Source organism: Pseudomonas reinekei, assembly GCF_001945365.1.
In the GTDB taxonomy this organism is placed as follows: Bacteria; Pseudomonadota; Gammaproteobacteria; order Pseudomonadales; family Pseudomonadaceae; genus Aquipseudomonas; species Aquipseudomonas reinekei.
In genome coordinates, this window is record NZ_MSTQ01000027.1 from 1 (window position 1) to 16709 (window position 16709).

Below are 16709 nucleotides of genomic sequence, written 5' to 3' on the forward strand. Positions count from 1 at the left end.
TCGACCTGGTCGACAACCGATAATTTAAAAGTCAGTGTGTAATCACGCTGACTGCGCTTCGTGCCCGTATCCATTGCACCTTCCTGAAAAGAAGTCAGAAGGTGTAAACCTTATTCAGGACGGGACACTCAGGCAAAAAAAAGCCCGACTCAATGGTCGGGCTTTTTCATTCCTGAAGCAGTGCTTATTTAGCACGGCCTTTGTAGGAACCGCCTTCGCGGGTATCGATCTCGATCATGTCGCCGATTTCGATGAAGTCAGCAACCGACAGCTCGGTACCGTTCTTCAGTTTGGCAGGCTTCATTACCTTGCCGGAAGTGTCACCGCGAGCGGAACCTTCGGTGTAGTCAACCTGACGCACGATGGTGGTCGGCAGTTCTACGGAAACCAGACGGCCTTCGAAGAACACAGCTTCGCAGACGTCTTCCATGCCTTCTTCGATGAACGGCAGAACAGCTTCGATATCGTCAGCGTTCAGCTCGTACATGGTGTAGTCGGAGGTGTCCATGAACGTGTAGGTGTCGCCGCTGATGAAGGACAGGGTCGCTTCTTTGCGGTCGAGGATTACGTCGTCCAGTTTGTCGTCGGCGCTGTAAACGATCTCGGTCTTGTAACCGGTCAGCAGGTTTTTCAGCTTGGTCTTCATGATCGCGCTGTTACGACCCGACTTGGTGAATTCAGCTTTCTGAACCAGCCAAGGATCGTTTTCGAGACGGATCACGGTACCGGGTTTCAGTTCTTTACCAGTTTTCATTGCGAATATCCGAATTTGGATGGGATTTACAAAAATCTAGGCCGCGTATCATATCCAATTTCCATAAAACTGTACCAGCGCCGTGGCAAGATCGGCCTGCAAGGCCTGTTCCAGACACCACGTCTCGGCGTGTTTTTCCAGCTCCGGCCAGTGTTTACGGGTGGAATGCCAGTGGTCGGTCATTTTTGCCCCGGCGTTCCACGCCCGCCAAAGACCGCTGATCGCCTCACTGGCAGGCGCCGATAGCCCTTTGACATACAACGCAAGGAAGGCTTCGAGCTTGTCCAGATGGACATCCTCTTCCTGCTGATAGATATGCCAGAGCAAAGGCCGACCCGCCCATTGCGCACGGACGAAGGAATCTTCGCCGCGCACGGCGTTGAAATCACAGCACCACAGCAACTGGTCATATTGGTCCTGACGGACAAACGGCAGCACCTGCACGGTCACGGCTTCGCGCACATGCAGCGCGCCGGCCTGCAGATCGTTCACGCCCAGCCAGCGCTCGACATCGCCGAGCACCCGCCCCTCAGGCACCAGCACATGAGTGGACATCGAATCGCTGGCCAACGCATCCAGCCAGCTGGCCAGCCCGGCGTTTTCGTAGGCAAACAGCGAAATCAACTGCGCATCCGGCGCTCGGTCGACCCCCAGACCTTGCAGGAATGTTCGTTGAGCCTGTGGATCCTGTTGAAACTGCCGACGCCGTTCCAGCAAACCGCTTTCACGCAACAAGCCGCCCGTACCTTTCTGAAAACCCGGGAAGAAGAAGTACTTCTGCACGTGCTTGTATTTCACCGATGGCAGGCCGTGACAACCCATCACCCAGTCCTCGGCACTCAGGTAATCGAGATTCATCCACAGCGGCGGTTGTTTACGCTCGGCCATCGCCTCCATATAGGTCGCGGGCAACTGGCAGGCGAATGCCGCGATCACCACATCCGCGGCCTCGGTCGGCAGCCACTCGGCCGGCCACCGACGGACCTCGACACCCTGCTGCCATTGCTGCGCGACATGGACATCGATCTCGGGGCACATGCGCTCGAAGGCACGCAGGTCATCGACCCATAAACGCACCGCCAGCGAATGCTCGGCCACCAGTTGCCGAGCCAGACGCCAGGTCACACCGATGTCGCCGTAGTTATCGACCACGGTGCAAAAAATATCCCAGCGGGTTTTCAATTCAGACATTCCAGGTTCCCGTTGGCAAAGGCAGCGATTGTCCGCATAAATTACCCTGCGCAGAAGAGCCGACGACGATTAATCTTCGTGCGACAATCGGCACTCGCCCGCGACTCACCGCCAGGAGGCAGTCATGCCCTACCGTCCCACTCCGCGCCGCCCGTTGCCGATCCAGCTCAATGCCGTGCAACTGACCGGCAGCATTGCCCTCGGTTTGTGGCTGGGCTTTCTCGCCATCGCGCTGACCTGCTGGCTCGCCTCGCGCCTGTTCTTCAGCGAGCAACTGGCCCCGGTGGCTCAGGCAGTGCAGCAACTGGCGAACCCGCCCGTGGTGCAACAGGTTCCGGATATTCCGCCACCGAGCCCTCTGTTCGAGCAATATGAAGAGAACCTGCGCAAGAACGAGCAGGCGCAACGACTCGATCAGGCGCGCGGCAGCAACCGCAATCTGTCGAACGCCAAATGCCAGTTCTGGCTGCAACAGGACCAGACAGCACCGAGCGAAAAAAGCCGCGCCAATGTCCTGCAATTCTGCGATTGATCATGAACAAGCAAACTGTCCACCAACTGATTCTCGACAAGCTGCGAGTCGATCTCGACATCGCTGAACGGGCTGCGCAGACCGCTTACGAAACCGCGACCCACGAAGAGAACATCGCTGAAAACAAGTACGACACGCTGGGACTGGAGGCCTCCTATCTGGCCGCCGGGCAGGCCAAACGGGTTGAAGAGATTCGCCAGTCACTGACGCTTTGCCAGAACCTGGCGTTGCGAGCGTATGACGATCAACGGGGTATCGAGATCGGCGCCCTGCTCGGCCTGGAAGACGAAAAGGGCCGTGAGCAATGGCTGTTCCTGGCGCCTGATGCGGCGGGCCTGAAAGTCGATCTGGTGGGGCAGTTGATTACCGTCATCACCCCGCGCTCACCGCTGGGCAAAAGCCTGCTGGGCAAGTTCGAAGGTGATGAGGTGGAGATACTGGTGGCGGGCGCTCGGCAACAGTTCGCTGTCACCGAGGTCATCTAGAAAGGCTTAATGGACCGGCAGTTCGACGCCGTCGAACAGCTCTTCCAGTTCCTGTTTGTTGTGGCACTGAATGGCCTTGGCCATGACTTCGCGGGTCAGGTGCGGGGCGAATTTCTCGATAAAATCGCACATGAAACCACGCAGGAACGTGCCGCGACGGAAGCCGATCTTGGTGATGCTGGACTCGAACAGTTCGCTGGCATCGAGCACCACCAGGTCGCTGTCGAGTTTGGTGTCGACGGCCATTTTCGCCACGATTCCTACACCCAGGCCCAGGCGAACGTAGGTTTTGATCACGTCAGCGTCGGCGGCGGTGAACACCACTTTCGGGGTCAGGCCACGATGGCTGAAAGCTTCGTCGAGCTTGGAACGGCCCGTGAAACCGAACACATACGTCACGATCGGGTATTCGGCCAGGGCTTCGAGGGTCAGCTTCGACAGCTTGGTCAGCGGGTGGCCCTGAGGCACGACCACGCAGCGGTTCCAGCGGTAGCAGGGCATCATCACCAAATCACCGAACAATTCGAGCGCTTCGGTGGCGATGGCGAAATCCACGGTGCCGTCGGCGGCCATTTCGGCGATCTGCATCGGCGAACCCTGGTGCATGTGCAGGGCAACGTCCGGGTACTGCTTGATGAAATTGCTGATCACCGGCGGCAATGCATAACGCGCCTGGGTGTGGGTGGTGGCGATCGACAGGGTGCCTTTTTTCTCGTTGGAAAATTCCTGGGCGATCTGCTTGATGCTTTCAACCTTTCGCAGGATTTCGCCGGCGGTGGTGATGATGCGCTCACCGGCCGGAGTAACGCGGGTCAGGTGCTTGCCGCTGCGGGCGAACACTTCGACGCCTAATTCGTCTTCCAGCAGGCGGATCTGTTTGCTGATGCCCGGTTGCGAGGTATAGAGGCTTTGGGCTGTAGCGGAAACGTTGAGGTCGTGGTGCGCCACTTCCCAGATGTAGCGCAGTTGTTGAAGCTTCATATGAATCCCTCAAAGCAGATAGACGCCACGGCATCAGCGACGATATATAACTATATTAATGGTTCGAAGAATAAATCTAGAACTTTTTTGTCAAAGCGCCACTCTTCGTGCTCTAGCGATCCCCTTGGCGACGGCGTTGCACCAGCGGCACCAGATAAACCGGCACCTTGGACAACTGCAAGACACGCGCTGCAGTGCGGCCCAACGGCGTTTCCGCACCAGCGCCGTGGCTGTGACTACCTACGATCAACAAATCCACGGAGAGTTTCTGCGCCTGGTCGAGAATCACCTGCGACGGATCGCCCTGCAGCACCCGTACCGCCTGGATTCTTTTCAGGTCCAGCGCACCCTCTTCCCCCAGTTCTTCACGAAAACTGTCCAGTACCCGCTGCTCGATACTGGCGATGACCGTGTTCAGACCCTGGCTGTGAAACTCGTTCAACGCCTGCTCGTCAAGGTAGCTCTGCAGCACCGATTCAGCGAACAGCCCCATGGGTTCCACCGCATGCACCACATACAAGTCGGCATTGAATGTCCGAGCCATTTCCAGAGCGTGCTGCATCACCACAGGGGCGTACAGGCCGAGGTCAGTGGCGTACAGCATCGAACGAATCATATGACCTCCTCGAATGCCAACATGGCGGAGATTGATTCAGCTTAGCAGCGCCTTGGCGAGTGCGACGCCCTGCGTAACGCGTTGAACGGCGGGGCTTAAACCTTTTGCTCGTTGCTTATGCCATGGGGCACATGACCGGTGGCGACGACTTCACGGGCCAGTTCGCAGTGGCCGGCCTGATCATCGAAAAACACGTCGGCGGCAAAGGCTTCGAGAAAAGCCGATTTGGTCAGGCCACCGAGGAACAGCGACTCATCCAGACGAATGTCCCATTCGCGCAACGTGCGGATTACCCGCTCATGGGCCGGCGCCGAGCGCGCCGTTACCAGCGCCGTGCGGATGGGGCACTCGCCGTCCGGGAACTCGCGCTGCAACACGTTGAGGGCCGCGAGAAACCCCTTGAACGGCCCACCGCGCAAGGGCTCGCGCGCCGCTTCGCGCTCGCTGGCCTGAAACGCCTCCAGACCACCGGCCTGATAGACGCGCTCCGATTCATCGGAAAACAGCACCGCATCCCCGTCGAACGCGATGCGCAGTTCGTCGCTGGCTGCACGGCTGGCACCGCCGGACAAAATGGTCGCCGCGGCGAAACCGGCATCCAGGGCACTGCGCACATCTTCGGCGTGGGTCGACAGAAACAGGTCGCAGCCAAACGCCTTGAGGTACGGATAAGGGCTGCGCCCGCCGACGAATGCCGCGCGGGAAATCGCCAGCCCGTAATGATGGATCGAGTTGAATACGCGCAGGCCGGTGTCGGCGCTGTTGCGCGACACCAGGATGACTTCGACCCGGGCGCGGCCGAGGCTGGCGTTGAGGTTCAGAAGTTTTTGCACCAACGGAAACGCATCACCGGGCTCGAGGATTTCGTCTTCATGCTCGATCTGATACTGCCGGTAAGCCTCGACGCCACTCGACAGGTAGACCTTGTGGCTTTCACTCAGGTCGAACAACGCTCGCGACGAAATCGCCAGCACCAGTTTGTCGTCAATTGCCTTTGGCATTCGCTTCCCCCCTTGCCTTGATCAACTCAAGCATTGCGTCGATCGATGAACCTCAAGCTGCGATACAACGCCTCGACTCGCGGCATTTCACAGCCCGCCGCTTTGGCCGCAGCCAGAGGCCGGGCGTAGATGGCCTGCAGCTCGAGTGGGCGTTTGTGCAGGAAATCGTGGTACATGCTCGGCCAGTAGGCGGGCATTTTCTCGGTCATCATGAACAAGTGCTCGGCATAACCGGGTGGCACGTCGTGACCACAGGCGATTGCACCCTGCACCACTTCGGCCATCAGTGCCTTGACCATTTCGCCGCTGTCGGCATCGGCCATCAAGGGTGTGGTGCTCGCCCCGAGCAACACCGACAGACCGTTGTAGGGGATATTCCAGACCAGTTTCTGCCAGCGCGCCTGATGCAGGTTCGCCATGGCCTGGGAATCGATCCCGGCGCTCCGGAACAGCCCGACACCTTCCTCGACGATCGCCGTGCGCGTCGATTCATCGGCCGGGCCACTGTGGTAGCCGACATGCACCGCACCGAGCGCCTGATGGGTGACGACCCCCGGTCCTTCGCGATGAACGCAGATGTAGCAAAGCCCGCCCAGCAGATGCAGCGAATCAGGAAGCAACTCGCGCAGGCTGTCTTCGACATCCAGGCCATTCTGCAACAACAGAACTTTGGCGTTCGGCGCGGCGGCGCGCAGGATCGCCGGCGCCAGATCCGCGTTGCTGGTGGTCTTGGCGCCCACCAGCAACCAGTCGCAAGGCGGCATGTCTTGCGCGTTCGAATAGGCCTGCACCGGATTCAACGTCAGCGAACCATGGGGTGCACTGTTTACTTGCAACCCGTTTTCGGCCACCGCGCAAAACTCGCTGCGCAACAGAAAGTGCACATCGAAACCGGCACGCGCCAGCATCACTCCGTAGAAACCACCGATTGCACCGGTGCCGATAATACCGATCGTCGGTTTGGCAACTGCCCCCATCATGGCAACTCCTCTGCTGTTCGACTCAGCGCCTGACGGATCGCCCGATTCAGTTCGGTGCCGGTCAGGCGCGAATGCAATGCCCCGAAGAACTCACCGTCACGCACCAGAAACAGCGCCGGCAAGTGAAAAACCTGATATCGCTCGACCACCCCGCCATTGTTCCCGGCATCGATCCAGCAGAGCCGATCGATATCCAGATCGAGTGCCGGTAATTGCTCACGGGCAAAACGGCAACTGGAACAGCCGACACTGGTGAAAATCACCAGCGACACGCCGTTCATCGCCAGCAGCCGTTGGTCGGCGTCGAAATCGGTCAGTTCCGATTCGACCACTATACTGGGGGAAACAATGTCAGATGGCCGACACATGGAGTCCGTGTTCATGGGACGATTCATTCCTCATCCTGACGATGTGCCCGTGGAATTGACGCTGCTCAAACCTGAGTGTATTTCGCGACGACAGTTGCACACTATCAGCCTCGGGGGCATGGCTTGCAATTATCACCGTGCGTGGCGGCACGGCACGGCGCTCGAAGTGCGCATGCCGACAGTGAGCCCCGACATGCGCTTTTTGGGCTATGTGGCCTGGTGCCTGCGACGAAAGCACGGCTACCTGGTGGGCATTGCCTTCGTCGACGAGCAAACGCTGTTCAGCGCCCGAATGGGCGAGCAGGTGTGCCAGATCGAGCGTTACTGCCGTGAGCACGACACCCACAATGATCTGCAGGAAATTCAGGCGCTGGCGCTGGAGTGGGTCCAGGAACACGCCGACGAGTTCTCCCATGAAACGGTTCGCAAGGCATTTGCACAGCCTGTACTGGATTAAAGCGCTGCCAGCCCATTGTCTAGCCACGGTGTAACGCGCTAAGGTTCGGCTCCCCGACGCGCTTAATTTGCTGTGCTCCGCCGCGCGGGTTCGCTGGCGGCCGGCACCCGTGACCTGACGAGTAAACGATGGCTGATTTACCGATCAACGACCTAAACGTCGCCTCCAACGAGACACTGATCACCCCCGATCAGCTCAAGCGCGATATTCCCCTGAGCGACGCTGCGCTGCGCACCGTGACCAAGGGCCGCGAAGTCATTCGCAACATTCTCGATGGCACCGACCATCGCCTGTTCGTCGTCATCGGGCCTTGCTCGATCCACGACATCAAGGCAGCCCACGAATACGCCGACCGCCTGAAGGTTCTCGCCGCGGAAGTGTCCGATACCCTGTATCTGGTCATGCGCGTGTATTTCGAGAAGCCGCGCACCACCGTCGGCTGGAAAGGCTTGATCAACGACCCTTATCTGGACGACTCGTTCAAGATCCAGGACGGTCTGCACATCGGTCGTCAACTGCTGCTGGACCTGGCCGAAAAAGGCCTGCCAACCGCTACCGAAGCCCTCGACCCGATCTCCCCGCAATATTTGCAGGACCTGATCAGCTGGTCGGCCATCGGCGCGCGCACCACCGAATCCCAGACTCACCGTGAAATGGCGTCCGGCCTGTCCTCGGCCGTTGGCTTCAAGAACGGCACCGATGGCGGCCTGACCGTGGCGATCAACGCCCTGCAATCGGTTTCCAGCCCGCACCGTTTCCTGGGGATCAACCAGGAAGGTGGCGTGTCGATCGTGACCACCAAGGGCAACGCCTACGGGCACGTCGTGCTGCGTGGTGGCAACGGCAAGCCGAACTACGATTCGGTCAGCGTCGCCCTGTGCGAACAAGCGCTGAACAAAGCGAAGATCAAGCCGAACATCATGGTCGATTGCAGCCACGCCAACTCCAACAAGGATCCGGCCCTGCAACCGCTGGTGATGGAGAACGTCGCCAACCAGATCCTCGAAGGCAACCAGTCGATCATCGGCCTGATGGTCGAGAGTCACCTGAACTGGGGCTGCCAGGCGATCCCGAAAGACCTTGCCGACCTGCAATACGGCGTGTCGATCACGGATGCCTGCATCGACTGGACCGCTACCGAAAACACCTTGCGCAGCATGCATGCCAAGCTCAAGGATGTGCTGCCAAAACGCGAACGCACCTGATCGCCATTCGCAGCAGACAAAAAAACGCCGGGCAATGCCCGGCGTTTTTTTATGCATTCGTTTTGTTGAAGGTCACTGACTCAGCTTGGCCGCATGCCGCTGGTGACGCTCCATGTAGCGTTCGACGTAGGAGCACGACGGGATCACCGTGTAGCCCATCTCCTCGGCGTACTGCAGTGCCTGCTCGGTCAGTGCGGCGGCAATGCCGCGACCACGCAGAGCGTTAGGCACGAACGTGCGATAGATATCCAGGGTCTGTTTCCCCAGATCCATATAAGTCAGGTAGGCACGATGACCGTCCACATTGGTCTCGAACTGATGACCAGCCTGGTCATGGTGGATGGACAACGCCTCGCTCATCACTACTCCTCGCGGGTCTTGGATTTCGACCCCTACCTTACCGATGTTTTTCCGGCGAAGGAACATCTACGCCACCCCGTGCCTGAATGGACACCGAAAAGAGCTACACCGATCTCGCGCAACCGAGCACGTACAAATAGTAGGCACCATTGGCAGAAATGCTCAAGGTACGCTCGTCATCATGCAGGTTGGCAGGTGCCGCTCCGGGTCACGCAGGACGGGTTCGACCAAAGATCCCCCAGGGTCGAAAGCCTGAACATTGCCGGATGTTGAGACTTAAGACGAGCGCCCGTTGTTAAAGTCACCTGATAAGCAGAAAGATATTGAGAGACGCTGCGCAAAATCCGAACGAAAGTGTAGACGAATCTATCTAGCCAGACTTTAGCCAAGACAGGAAAAAGAGCCGTAAGCGTCGGGAACTTTTCTTCTGCGGCTCGCTCAGCTCGGGCCTTGTAGCTGGATATTTTTTAAACAGCGCAGTTAAAAGTTGCTCGAAAAAGAATCAACGCCTACAATTTTTTTGTTTCTTGCTTCACGTCAGTTTTACTTAGTTCAAGTTATGGGTAGTATGTACGCCGGCTATTTCCTCACTCGGAGGAGACAGCCACTTAATAGAAAGTCCTTGAAGGGGAACACGATGAACAACGTTCTGAAATTCTCTGCTCTGGCTCTGGCCGCAGTTCTGGCTACCGGTTGCAGCAGCGCATCGAAAGAAACCGAAGCACGTCTGACCGCTACTGAAGACGCAGCTGCTCGCTCCCAGGCTCGTGCAGACGAAGCTTACCGTAAAGCTGATGAAGCTCTGGCTGCTGCTCAAAAAGCACAACAGACTGCTGACGAAGCTAACGAGCGTGCTCTGCGCATGCTGGAAAAAGCTAGCCGCAAGTAATAGTCCTTCGGGATTGTTATCAAGCCGACCCATTTTTGGGTCGGCTTTTTTATTGCCTGGCGTTTATTGCAGGCAATAAAAAACCCGTCGATGCGAGCAGCATCGACGGGCTCCTTTCAAGCGTTACTGCAGTGGGTCCAGCGGCGCACTCGAGACCATCGGAGCAGCAGCGCTCGGTACGCCGATTTCCACCGGCAGGCCATCTTCGGCCGCGACCACATCACGCACCACATCCCAGTTCATGCGCAGGTTGTTGGTGATGTCTTCACGCTTGAGCATCGCGTTGATCACCGCTGTGTGCTTGTCGACCACCGACGGGTTGCCCTTGTCGTCCAGCGGCGTGTGGGCTTCCAGGTAAACCTTGCCGCCACTCACGCCGAACTTGTAGGAGTCGTTGATGATACGCACCGACGTCCCGACCGGAACCATGCCGGCCATTTCCAGCACGTTGTTGTTGAACATGCGGAAGCAACCGTGGCTGGTGCGCATGCCGATGCCGAATTTCTTGTTCGAACCGTGGATCAGGTAGCCAGGCGTGCCCAGGGTGAACTTGAACGGGCCCAACGGGTTGTCCGGGCCGGCCGGCACTACGTTTGGCAGTGGATCGCCATCGGCGGCGTGCTCGGCCTTGATGGACGCTGGAGGCGTCCACGTAGGGTTCGGCGTCTTGGCGATGATGCTGGTGTGGGCGATCGGCGAGCCCCAGCCTTCACGACCGATACCCAGCGGGAAGGTGTATACCGTGTTCTTGCCTTTCGGGTAGTAGTAGAGGCGATACTCGGCCAGGTTGATGACGATGCCTTCACGCGGGCCCGGCGGCAGGATGAAACGGGTCGGCAGGACGATTTCGGTGCCGGCGCCCGGCAACCATGGGTCGACGCCCGGGTTGGCCGCGACCATTTCCGTGTAGCCCAGGTCGTAGGTGGTGCCAAGGTCAGCGAAGGTATCTTCGTACTTGGCCTTGATCACTTGCACCTGGCCGACGATGTCTTCTCCAGGCGGTGGTAGTGGCAGCTCCAATGCTGCGACGGGACCCGCCACAAAGAGGGCGGCAAGTGTCAGGCAGCGGGTGACGGCAGGAAAGCGCGGCAACATCCGGAAAATCCTTCGCATGATCAACAGAGGGTATAAGACCGCGATTGTACACCGCCGTCCATTATTTCGGGGAGCTGGCCGATAGCTTGCTATCGTTGACGATTTACAGCTCGAACCGCAGCTCTGGCCAGATCGGCGAGGTGCCGCGTTTTTGCGACTCGAGAATCGCCCGGCACAGCGAACAAAGACGCTGATCCTGAAACACCCGACGATCCACACTCGACCAACGCGGCTGCGCCGGCAACAGACTGCCGCACAACGTCCTGTCAGCCGAACCACCCAGCTCCAGCTGACGCGTCACAAGATGCACCCGCACTTCCTGGCAGGCGAACAGATCCAGCTGTTCGTCAGGCTCGATCAGTTGATAGGCAAAAAGTGACCAGGCAGGACGCGGCATCGGGGGCTCCAAATCGGGGGCGCCACCTTAGCCGAAAGCCTGCCGCTAGAAAAGTGTCATAACAGCGGTTTTAGAGTAGGCCAGACATTTTCCAGTAACTTGCCCTGAGCCCCGGCCGCCGGGTGTATGCCATCAGCCTGCATCAGGTCGGGATGACCGCCCACGCCTTCGAGAAAAAACGGCACCAGCGGGATTTTTTTCTCGTCGGCCAGGTTGCTGTAAACATCGGCGAAAGCCTTGGTGTAACGAGCACCGTAATTGGGTGGCAATTGCATGCCGAGCAGCAACACCTTGGCACCACTGGCTCGAGCGCTGTCGATCATCGACGCAAGATTTTGTTGCAATTGCGTTGGCAGCAATCCACGCAGCCCGTCATTGCCCCCCAACTCGAGGATCACCAACTCCGGTTTATGCTCTGCAAGCAGCGCGGGCAGCCGCGCCTGGCCCCCGGCACTGGTGTCGCCGCTGATGGACGCATTGATCACTTTATCGTCAAAACCTTCGCGCTTGAGCCGCTGCTCAAGCAATGACACCCACCCCAGCCGGGTATCCAGTCCGAAACCGGCGCTGATACTATCCCCAACGATCAGGACAGTACCCGCCGCTGCGTTCTGGGCCATGCACATCAAGGCCAGGCCAGCACTCAAAAACCACACACGCATCGGATTCTCCATGGGCGCAAGCATTCTCACCGCGAAGAACCTCAGCAAAGTGGTTCCCAGCGCGGAAGGTGAACTGACTATCCTGCACGAACTTAGCCTGGAACTGAACAAGGGCGACAGCCTGGCCATCGTTGGCGCGTCCGGTTCCGGCAAATCCACCCTCCTCGGCCTGCTGGCCGGCCTCGACCTGCCCAGCAGCGGTGAAGTCACCCTCGCCGGCCAGGGCCTGAGTAACCTTGACGAAGACCAGCGCGCGCGCATCCGCGCCGAACATGTCGGTTTTGTTTTTCAGTCGTTCCAGTTGCTCGACAGCCTCAACGCCCTGGAAAACGTCATGCTGCCGCTGGAACTCGATGGCCGCAAGGACGCCCGTAGCCGCGCCACCGAGCTGCTGCAACGGGTCGGCCTGGGCCAACGCCTGACCCACTCGCCCCGCCAGCTCTCCGGCGGCGAACAGCAGCGCGTGGCGATTGCCCGGGCGTTTGCCGCCGAGCCCGACGTGCTCTTCGCCGACGAGCCCACCGGCAACCTCGACAGCCATACTGGTGAGCGCATCAGCGATCTGTTGTTCGAGCTCAACAAAGAGCGCGGCACGACGCTGGTGCTGGTGACCCACGATGAACGCCTGGCACATCGCTGCCGGCGCCTGATCCGTCTTGAAGCCGGCCTGCTGGTCGCCCCTCTGGAGCCTTGATGGCACGTCTGCCGCTGTTGCGCCTGTTCAGCCTCGCCCTCCGCCAACTGCTGCGCGACGCTCGCGCCGGTGAATTGCGCGTATTGTTTTTCGCGCTATTGGTGGCCGTGGCCGCGAGTACTGCCATCGGTTACTTCGGCGCTCGCCTGAACGGCGCCATGATGCTGCGCGCCACAGAATTCCTGGGGGCCGATCTGGTGCTGGAAGGCAGTTCTGCGGCGCGCCCGGAACAGATCAGAATCGGCACCGAGCTGGGTCTCCAGCATGCGCAAGTGGTGGAGTTCTCCAGCGTCATCGCCACCGATAACGGCATTCAACTGTCCAGCATCAAGGCTGCCGACGACGTTTATCCACTGCGCGGCGAACTGAAAAGCGCCCCGGCCCCCTTCGCCCCGGAAGAACCCGGAGGCGGCCCGAAACCCGGCGAAGCCTGGGTCGAAGCCCGATTGCTGACGGCGCTGAACCTGAAGATCGGCGACAGCATCGATGTCGGCATGAAAACCCTGACACTGGCGCGGGTGCTGACCTACGAACCCGACCGCGCCGGCAACTTCTACAGTTTGACGCCGCGCGTACTGATCAACCTCAGCGACCTCGCCGCCACCGGCGTTGTGCAGCCCGGCAGCCGGGTCAGTTACCGCGAGCTCTGGCGCGGCAACGCCGAGACACTGGAAACCTATCGACAACTGATCAAACCCGGCCTGGCCGCCAACCAGCGCATCCAGGATGCCCGCGACGGTAACCGGCAAATCGGCGGCGCCCTGGGCAAGGCTGAGCGCTACTTGAACATGGCCAGTCTGGTCGCGGTGCTGCTGGCTGGTGTCGCCGTGGCACTGTCAGCGACACGTTTCGCCACCCGCCGCTTTGATGCCAGTGCGCTGTTGCGCTGCCTCGGATTGTCGCGACGGGAAACCCTGGTGCTGTTCAGCCTGCAACTGACCGTGCTCGGTCTACTCGCCAGCATCAGTGGTGCCGCCATCGGCTGGCTGGCGCAATTGGGGCTGTTCGCCCTGCTGCATGACTTGTTGCCCACCGACGTGCCGCCGGGCGGCCTGTTTCCGGCCCTCGCCGGGATCGGTACGGGCCTGGTGGCGCTGGCCGGTTTCGCCTTGCCGCCCCTGGCTGCGCTGGGTCGGGTTCCACCGCTGCGAGTACTGCGCCGGGACATGCTGCCGATCCCCTCCAGTACCTGGATGGTCTACGGCGCGGCATTGGGCGCCCTCGGCCTGATCATGTGGCGACTGAGCCTGGACCTGCTACTGACCTTCGCCCTGCTCGGTGGTGGCGTCGTTGCCGCGCTGGTACTGGGTGGTTTGTTGTTGCTGTTGCTCAAAAGCCTGCGACGGATGCTCGCCCGTGCGTCCCTGCCGTGGCGGCTGGGGCTGGGTCAACTGTTGCGTCATCCCCTGGCGGCGGCGGGACAATCGCTGGCATTCGGCCTGATCCTGCTGTCGATGGCGTTGATCGCGTTGCTGCGCGGTGAGTTGCTGGACACCTGGCAAAACCAGCTACCGAAGAACGCCCCGAATTATTTCGCCTTGAACATTCTGCCGGACGATAAACAGGCCTTCGCCGATCGCCTGATGGAACTGTCGGCACAATCAGCGCCCCTCTATCCGGTGGTGCCGGGACGCCTGATCAGCATTAATGGCGAGCCGGTGCAGCAAGTCGTCACCAAGGAATCCGCAGGTGACCGGGCGATCCAGCGTGACCTGAGCCTGACCTGGGCGGCAGACCTGCCCGCCGGCAACACACTCACAGCCGGCAATTGGTGGCCCGAGCAGGCGCCGGATGACATTCCCGGCGTCTCGGTAGAAGGCAAAGTCGCCGAAAGCCTGAAGCTCAAGCTGGGCGACCATCTGGTCTTCACCGTCGGCGGGGTAAATCGCGAGGCCAAAGTCACCAGTTTGCGGGATATCAATTGGGATAACTTCCAGCCGAACTTCTTCATGATCTTCCAGCCCGGCACCTTGAAGGACCTGCCGGCGACTTACCTGACCAGCTTCTATCTGGCGCCGGGTCATGACCAGCAGATCGTCGATCTGTCCCGGTCTTTCCCCGCCGTGACCATCCTGCAAGTCGAGGCGCTGCTGGAGCAACTGCGCAGCATCCTCGCCCAAGTCACCCTGGCGGTGGAGTACGTGCTGTTGTTCGTGCTGGCAGCAGGGATGGCGGTGTTGTTTTCCGGCCTGCAAGCGACACTGGACGAGCGCATTCGCCAGGGCGCTTTACTGCGGGCGCTGGGAGCGGAGCGGCAATTGCTGGTCAAGGCACGACGGATCGAGTTCGGTTTGCTGGGCGCGGTCAGCGGCTTGCTGGCAGCGCTGGGCTCGGAAGTGGTGAGCCTGGTGCTCTACCGATATGCGTTCGACCTGCCCTGGCACCCGCATCCGTGGCTCCTGATTCTGCCATTGATCGGTGCAGTGCTGATCGGCGGCGCCGGTGTGTTTGGCACCCGCCGCGCCTTGAATGCCAGCCCGCTGACAGTTTTGCGCGAGGGTTGATAAACTCAAGCGCTCTTAATCACAAGAAGTCGCCATGAGCCGTTACCGCCCTCCCCGCACCGCCGGCACCGCGCTGATCACCCCCGAAGGTGAAGCGCGGATGCGTGCCGAGTTTCATGAGCTCTGGCACGTGCGTCGTCCGCAAGTCACGCAGTCTGTCAGCGAAGCGGCGGCACAGGGCGACCGTTCGGAAAACGCCGAATACACCTACGGCAAAAAGATGCTGCGGGAAATCGACAGTCGTGTGCGTTTTCTTACCAAACGCCTGGAAGCGCTCAAGGTTGTCAGCGAAAAACCCAGCGACCCGAACAAAGTCTATTTCGGCGCGTGGGTCACCATTGAGGACGAGGATGGCAAAGAGTCACGCTATCGCATCGTCGGGCCGGATGAACTGGACCTGAAGCAAGGCCTGATCAGCATCGACTCGCCGCTGGCCCGCGCCTTGATCGGCAAGGCACTGGACGCCGAAGTGCGGGTCCAGACGCCGACCGGCGAACAATGCGTGTATATCGTGGCGATCGATTATCCGTAAGTCGCCGCTCAGCGACGGGTAATCAGCCCTTGCCGGGCGACACGGGTCAGTTGCTTGATGACTTCATGGGCGTCTTCAAGGCTCGGCGATTGAATCACCGCCAGATCAAAACTGTCGCTGGCAAAACGGGCCAGGGATTCGCCGTCTTCAACGAACTGGATCAGAAACGCCGCCGGACCGCCGGTACGACGTGGCCAGCCATCGAGGTAACGCAAAAGCGTTGGCTGATGTTTGCCGCCAAGCAGGATTTTCGGGTTGCGCTGGGTGAGATGTGCCGTGATCGGCGCGGGACGTACTACAGGGCTTAGTGCATTCATCGTGTCGTGTCTCTGCCTCAAAAGTCTGCATGGCAGGTGAGAGGCAACACCGAACCAGCGCTTTAGCGGTATTTCGAAGCTTGCTTCAAGCTTCTATCGGCAACGGAATGAGTCACCTGGCGCCCCGCAAGTAGCTGTTTAAATCGGCGCATGGGCAGCATCCTAGAGAAGCTGACCGGACAGTGTCAAGAATGACGCACAACAAAAAAGGCCCGCACAATGCGGGCCTTTTCGTTGAGCCAGAGCGGTCAGCCCGCGATGGCACGGTCTGCCGAGAGCTTGCCGGCGCCTTCGATCAGCACCGCGATGCTGCCGCCGAGCAGGGCGAGGGCGAACTCATAACCGTTGTTGGCCATGAACAAACCGTTGCTGATATGCACCGAGAAAATCGCCACCAGGGAAAGGAAGGTCAGGCCCAGCGCTGCCGGACGAGCCAGCAGGCCAATGATCAGCGCCAGCCCGGCGAAGAACTCCGTACCACCGGCCAGCGTCGCCATCAGGTAGCCCGGCGCCAGGCCGATACTCTCCATGTATTGCGCGGTGCCGGCCAGCCCGTAGCCACCGAAGGCCCCGAACAGTTTCTGCGAGCCGTGGGCAGCGAAGATGATGCCGACGACAATCCGCAAAACAGTCAGGCCGTAGCCAGCGCGGGTAAACAATACCTTGTTGATCAGTGTGCTCATGCTGTG

At 59.8% G+C, this 16709-nt stretch carries 21 protein-coding genes; 8 read left to right on the forward strand and 13 right to left on the reverse strand.

Annotation, left to right across the window (positions count from 1 at the left end; genetic code table 11):
• Positions 1–184: 184 nt before the first annotated feature.
• Positions 185–754, reverse strand: a complete 570-nt coding sequence (locus BVK86_RS27060; protein ID WP_075949301.1) for an elongation factor P — start codon at positions 752–754, stop codon at positions 185–187.
• Positions 755–802: 48 nt separating this feature from the next.
• Positions 803–1945: an elongation factor P maturation arginine rhamnosyltransferase EarP gene (gene earP / locus BVK86_RS27065; protein ID WP_075949302.1), complete on the reverse strand. Its 1143-nt coding sequence runs from the start codon at positions 1943–1945 to the stop codon at positions 803–805.
• A gap of 124 nt (positions 1946–2069) precedes the next feature.
• Here earP and BVK86_RS27070 point away from each other — a divergent pair, with 124 nt between their 5' ends.
• Positions 2070–2477 carry a hypothetical protein gene (locus BVK86_RS27070; RefSeq protein ID WP_075949303.1) on the forward strand — a complete coding sequence of 136 codons (408 nt, stop codon included), beginning with the start codon at positions 2070–2072 and terminating at the stop codon, positions 2475–2477.
• A gap of 2 nt (positions 2478–2479) precedes the next feature.
• A complete protein-coding gene (locus BVK86_RS27075; protein ID WP_075949304.1) occupies positions 2480–2962 on the forward strand; it encodes a GreA/GreB family elongation factor in 483 nt (160 codons plus the stop codon).
• 6 nt (positions 2963–2968) lie between these two features.
• Here BVK86_RS27075 and cysB read toward each other — a convergent pair whose 3' ends face one another.
• From cysB to BVK86_RS27100, 5 genes are all read right to left on the reverse strand, one after another.
• Complete coding sequence (gene cysB, locus BVK86_RS27080) at positions 2969–3943, reverse strand: HTH-type transcriptional regulator CysB (protein WP_007899921.1); 975 nt, start codon at positions 3941–3943, stop codon at positions 2969–2971.
• Positions 3944–4055: 112 nt separating this feature from the next.
• On the reverse strand, positions 4056–4559 hold the full coding sequence (locus tag BVK86_RS27085; RefSeq protein ID WP_075949305.1) for a universal stress protein: 504 nt from the start codon (positions 4557–4559) through the stop codon (positions 4056–4058).
• Between the two features lie 95 nt (positions 4560–4654).
• Complete coding sequence (locus tag BVK86_RS27090; protein WP_075949306.1) at positions 4655–5560, reverse strand: 5'-nucleotidase; 906 nt, start codon at positions 5558–5560, stop codon at positions 4655–4657.
• A gap of 26 nt (positions 5561–5586) precedes the next feature.
• Entirely contained in the window at positions 5587–6540 is a 954-nt protein-coding gene (locus BVK86_RS27095; protein ID WP_075949307.1) for a putative 2-dehydropantoate 2-reductase, read from the reverse strand.
• Positions 6537–6923, reverse strand: a complete 387-nt coding sequence (locus tag BVK86_RS27100) for a thioredoxin family protein (protein ID WP_075949308.1) — start codon at positions 6921–6923, stop codon at positions 6537–6539. The genes BVK86_RS27095 and BVK86_RS27100 overlap by 4 nt, the downstream gene beginning before the upstream one ends.
• Here BVK86_RS27100 and BVK86_RS27105 point away from each other — a divergent pair.
• Together BVK86_RS27105 and BVK86_RS27110 are read left to right on the forward strand one after the other, a co-directional pair.
• Positions 6922–7365, forward strand: coding sequence for a PilZ domain-containing protein (locus BVK86_RS27105; protein WP_075949309.1), 444 nt, complete (start codon positions 6922–6924; stop codon positions 7363–7365). The two genes, BVK86_RS27100 and BVK86_RS27105, sit on opposite strands and share 2 nt — an antisense overlap.
• Positions 7366–7493: 128 nt before the next feature.
• Positions 7494–8570 carry a 3-deoxy-7-phosphoheptulonate synthase gene (locus tag BVK86_RS27110; RefSeq protein WP_075949310.1) on the forward strand — a complete coding sequence of 359 codons (1077 nt, stop codon included), beginning with the start codon at positions 7494–7496 and terminating at the stop codon, positions 8568–8570.
• Between the two features lie 72 nt (positions 8571–8642).
• On the opposite strand, the gene BVK86_RS27115 is transcribed toward BVK86_RS27110, so the two are convergent.
• Positions 8643–8930, reverse strand: coding sequence for a GNAT family N-acetyltransferase (locus tag BVK86_RS27115; RefSeq protein WP_020800382.1), 288 nt, complete (start codon positions 8928–8930; stop codon positions 8643–8645).
• 637 nt (positions 8931–9567) lie between these two features.
• Here BVK86_RS27115 and oprI point away from each other — a divergent pair.
• On the forward strand, positions 9568–9819 hold the full coding sequence (gene oprI / locus BVK86_RS27120; protein WP_003183784.1) for an outer membrane lipoprotei OprI: 252 nt from the start codon (positions 9568–9570) through the stop codon (positions 9817–9819).
• A 123-nt stretch (positions 9820–9942) separates the two neighbouring features.
• Here oprI and BVK86_RS27125 read toward each other — a convergent pair whose 3' ends face one another.
• From BVK86_RS27125 to BVK86_RS27135, 3 genes are all read right to left on the reverse strand, one after another.
• Entirely contained in the window at positions 9943–10914 is a 972-nt protein-coding gene (locus tag BVK86_RS27125) for a L,D-transpeptidase family protein (protein WP_075949311.1), read from the reverse strand.
• A 103-nt stretch (positions 10915–11017) separates the two neighbouring features.
• A complete protein-coding gene (locus tag BVK86_RS27130) occupies positions 11018–11311 on the reverse strand; it encodes a hypothetical protein (protein WP_003226812.1) in 294 nt (97 codons plus the stop codon).
• Positions 11312–11367: 56 nt separating this feature from the next.
• Positions 11368–11973 carry an arylesterase gene (locus BVK86_RS27135; protein ID WP_075949312.1) on the reverse strand — a complete coding sequence of 202 codons (606 nt, stop codon included), beginning with the start codon at positions 11971–11973 and terminating at the stop codon, positions 11368–11370.
• 10 nt (positions 11974–11983) lie between these two features.
• Between BVK86_RS27135 and BVK86_RS27140 the strand changes: the two genes are divergently transcribed.
• From BVK86_RS27140 to greB, 3 genes are read left to right on the forward strand one after another with little or no spacing between them, the layout of a single operon-like run.
• Entirely contained in the window at positions 11984–12667 is a 684-nt protein-coding gene (locus BVK86_RS27140) for an ABC transporter ATP-binding protein (RefSeq protein WP_007955651.1), read from the forward strand.
• A complete protein-coding gene (locus BVK86_RS27145) occupies positions 12667–15171 on the forward strand; it encodes an ABC transporter permease (protein WP_075949313.1) in 2505 nt (834 codons plus the stop codon). The genes BVK86_RS27140 and BVK86_RS27145 overlap by 1 nt, the downstream gene beginning before the upstream one ends.
• A 34-nt stretch (positions 15172–15205) precedes the next feature.
• On the forward strand, positions 15206–15703 hold the full coding sequence (greB, locus tag BVK86_RS27150; protein ID WP_034150173.1) for a transcription elongation factor GreB: 498 nt from the start codon (positions 15206–15208) through the stop codon (positions 15701–15703).
• Between the two features lie 8 nt (positions 15704–15711).
• Here the strand turns inward: greB and BVK86_RS27155 are convergent, their stop codons facing one another.
• Together BVK86_RS27155 and BVK86_RS27160 are read right to left on the reverse strand one after the other, a co-directional pair.
• Entirely contained in the window at positions 15712–16020 is a 309-nt protein-coding gene (locus BVK86_RS27155; protein WP_075949314.1) for a hypothetical protein, read from the reverse strand.
• 248 nt (positions 16021–16268) lie between these two features.
• Entirely contained in the window at positions 16269–16703 is a 435-nt protein-coding gene (locus BVK86_RS27160; protein WP_075949315.1) for a DoxX family protein, read from the reverse strand.
• Positions 16704–16709 lie beyond the last annotated feature (6 nt).

Bases quoted from the DNA above. Each gene is read 5' to 3' on its own strand.
- BVK86_RS27090 (WP_075949306.1), bottom strand. From the start codon at position 5,560: ATGCCAAAGGCAATTGACGACAAACTGGTGCTGGCGATTTCGTCGCGA.
- BVK86_RS27110 (WP_075949310.1), top strand. From the start codon at position 7,494: ATGGCTGATTTACCGATCAACGACCTAAACGTCGCCTCCAACGAGACA.
- BVK86_RS27060 (WP_075949301.1), bottom strand. From the start codon at position 754: ATGAAAACTGGTAAAGAACTGAAACCCGGTACCGTGATCCGTCTCGAA.
- greB (WP_034150173.1), top strand. From the start codon at position 15,206: ATGAGCCGTTACCGCCCTCCCCGCACCGCCGGCACCGCGCTGATCACC.
- BVK86_RS27160 (WP_075949315.1), bottom strand. From the start codon at position 16,703: ATGAGCACACTGATCAACAAGGTATTGTTTACCCGCGCTGGCTACGGC.
- BVK86_RS27130 (WP_003226812.1), bottom strand. From the start codon at position 11,311: ATGCCGCGTCCTGCCTGGTCACTTTTTGCCTATCAACTGATCGAGCCT.
- oprI (WP_003183784.1), top strand. From the start codon at position 9,568: ATGAACAACGTTCTGAAATTCTCTGCTCTGGCTCTGGCCGCAGTTCTG.
- cysB (WP_007899921.1), bottom strand. From the start codon at position 3,943: ATGAAGCTTCAACAACTGCGCTACATCTGGGAAGTGGCGCACCACGAC.
- BVK86_RS27100 (WP_075949308.1), bottom strand. From the start codon at position 6,923: ATGAACACGGACTCCATGTGTCGGCCATCTGACATTGTTTCCCCCAGT.
- BVK86_RS27085 (WP_075949305.1), bottom strand. From the start codon at position 4,559: ATGATTCGTTCGATGCTGTACGCCACTGACCTCGGCCTGTACGCCCCT.
- BVK86_RS27095 (WP_075949307.1), bottom strand. From the start codon at position 6,540: ATGATGGGGGCAGTTGCCAAACCGACGATCGGTATTATCGGCACCGGT.
- earP (WP_075949302.1), bottom strand. From the start codon at position 1,945: ATGTCTGAATTGAAAACCCGCTGGGATATTTTTTGCACCGTGGTCGAT.
- BVK86_RS27070 (WP_075949303.1), top strand. From the start codon at position 2,070: ATGCCCTACCGTCCCACTCCGCGCCGCCCGTTGCCGATCCAGCTCAAT.
- BVK86_RS27155 (WP_075949314.1), bottom strand. From the start codon at position 16,020: ATGAATGCACTAAGCCCTGTAGTACGTCCCGCGCCGATCACGGCACAT.
- BVK86_RS27105 (WP_075949309.1), top strand. From the start codon at position 6,922: ATGGGACGATTCATTCCTCATCCTGACGATGTGCCCGTGGAATTGACG.
- BVK86_RS27075 (WP_075949304.1), top strand. From the start codon at position 2,480: ATGAACAAGCAAACTGTCCACCAACTGATTCTCGACAAGCTGCGAGTC.
- BVK86_RS27125 (WP_075949311.1), bottom strand. From the start codon at position 10,914: ATGTTGCCGCGCTTTCCTGCCGTCACCCGCTGCCTGACACTTGCCGCC.
- BVK86_RS27140 (WP_007955651.1), top strand. From the start codon at position 11,984: ATGGGCGCAAGCATTCTCACCGCGAAGAACCTCAGCAAAGTGGTTCCC.
- BVK86_RS27115 (WP_020800382.1), bottom strand. From the start codon at position 8,930: ATGAGCGAGGCGTTGTCCATCCACCATGACCAGGCTGGTCATCAGTTC.
- BVK86_RS27145 (WP_075949313.1), top strand. From the start codon at position 12,667: ATGGCACGTCTGCCGCTGTTGCGCCTGTTCAGCCTCGCCCTCCGCCAA.
- BVK86_RS27135 (WP_075949312.1), bottom strand. From the start codon at position 11,973: ATGCGTGTGTGGTTTTTGAGTGCTGGCCTGGCCTTGATGTGCATGGCC.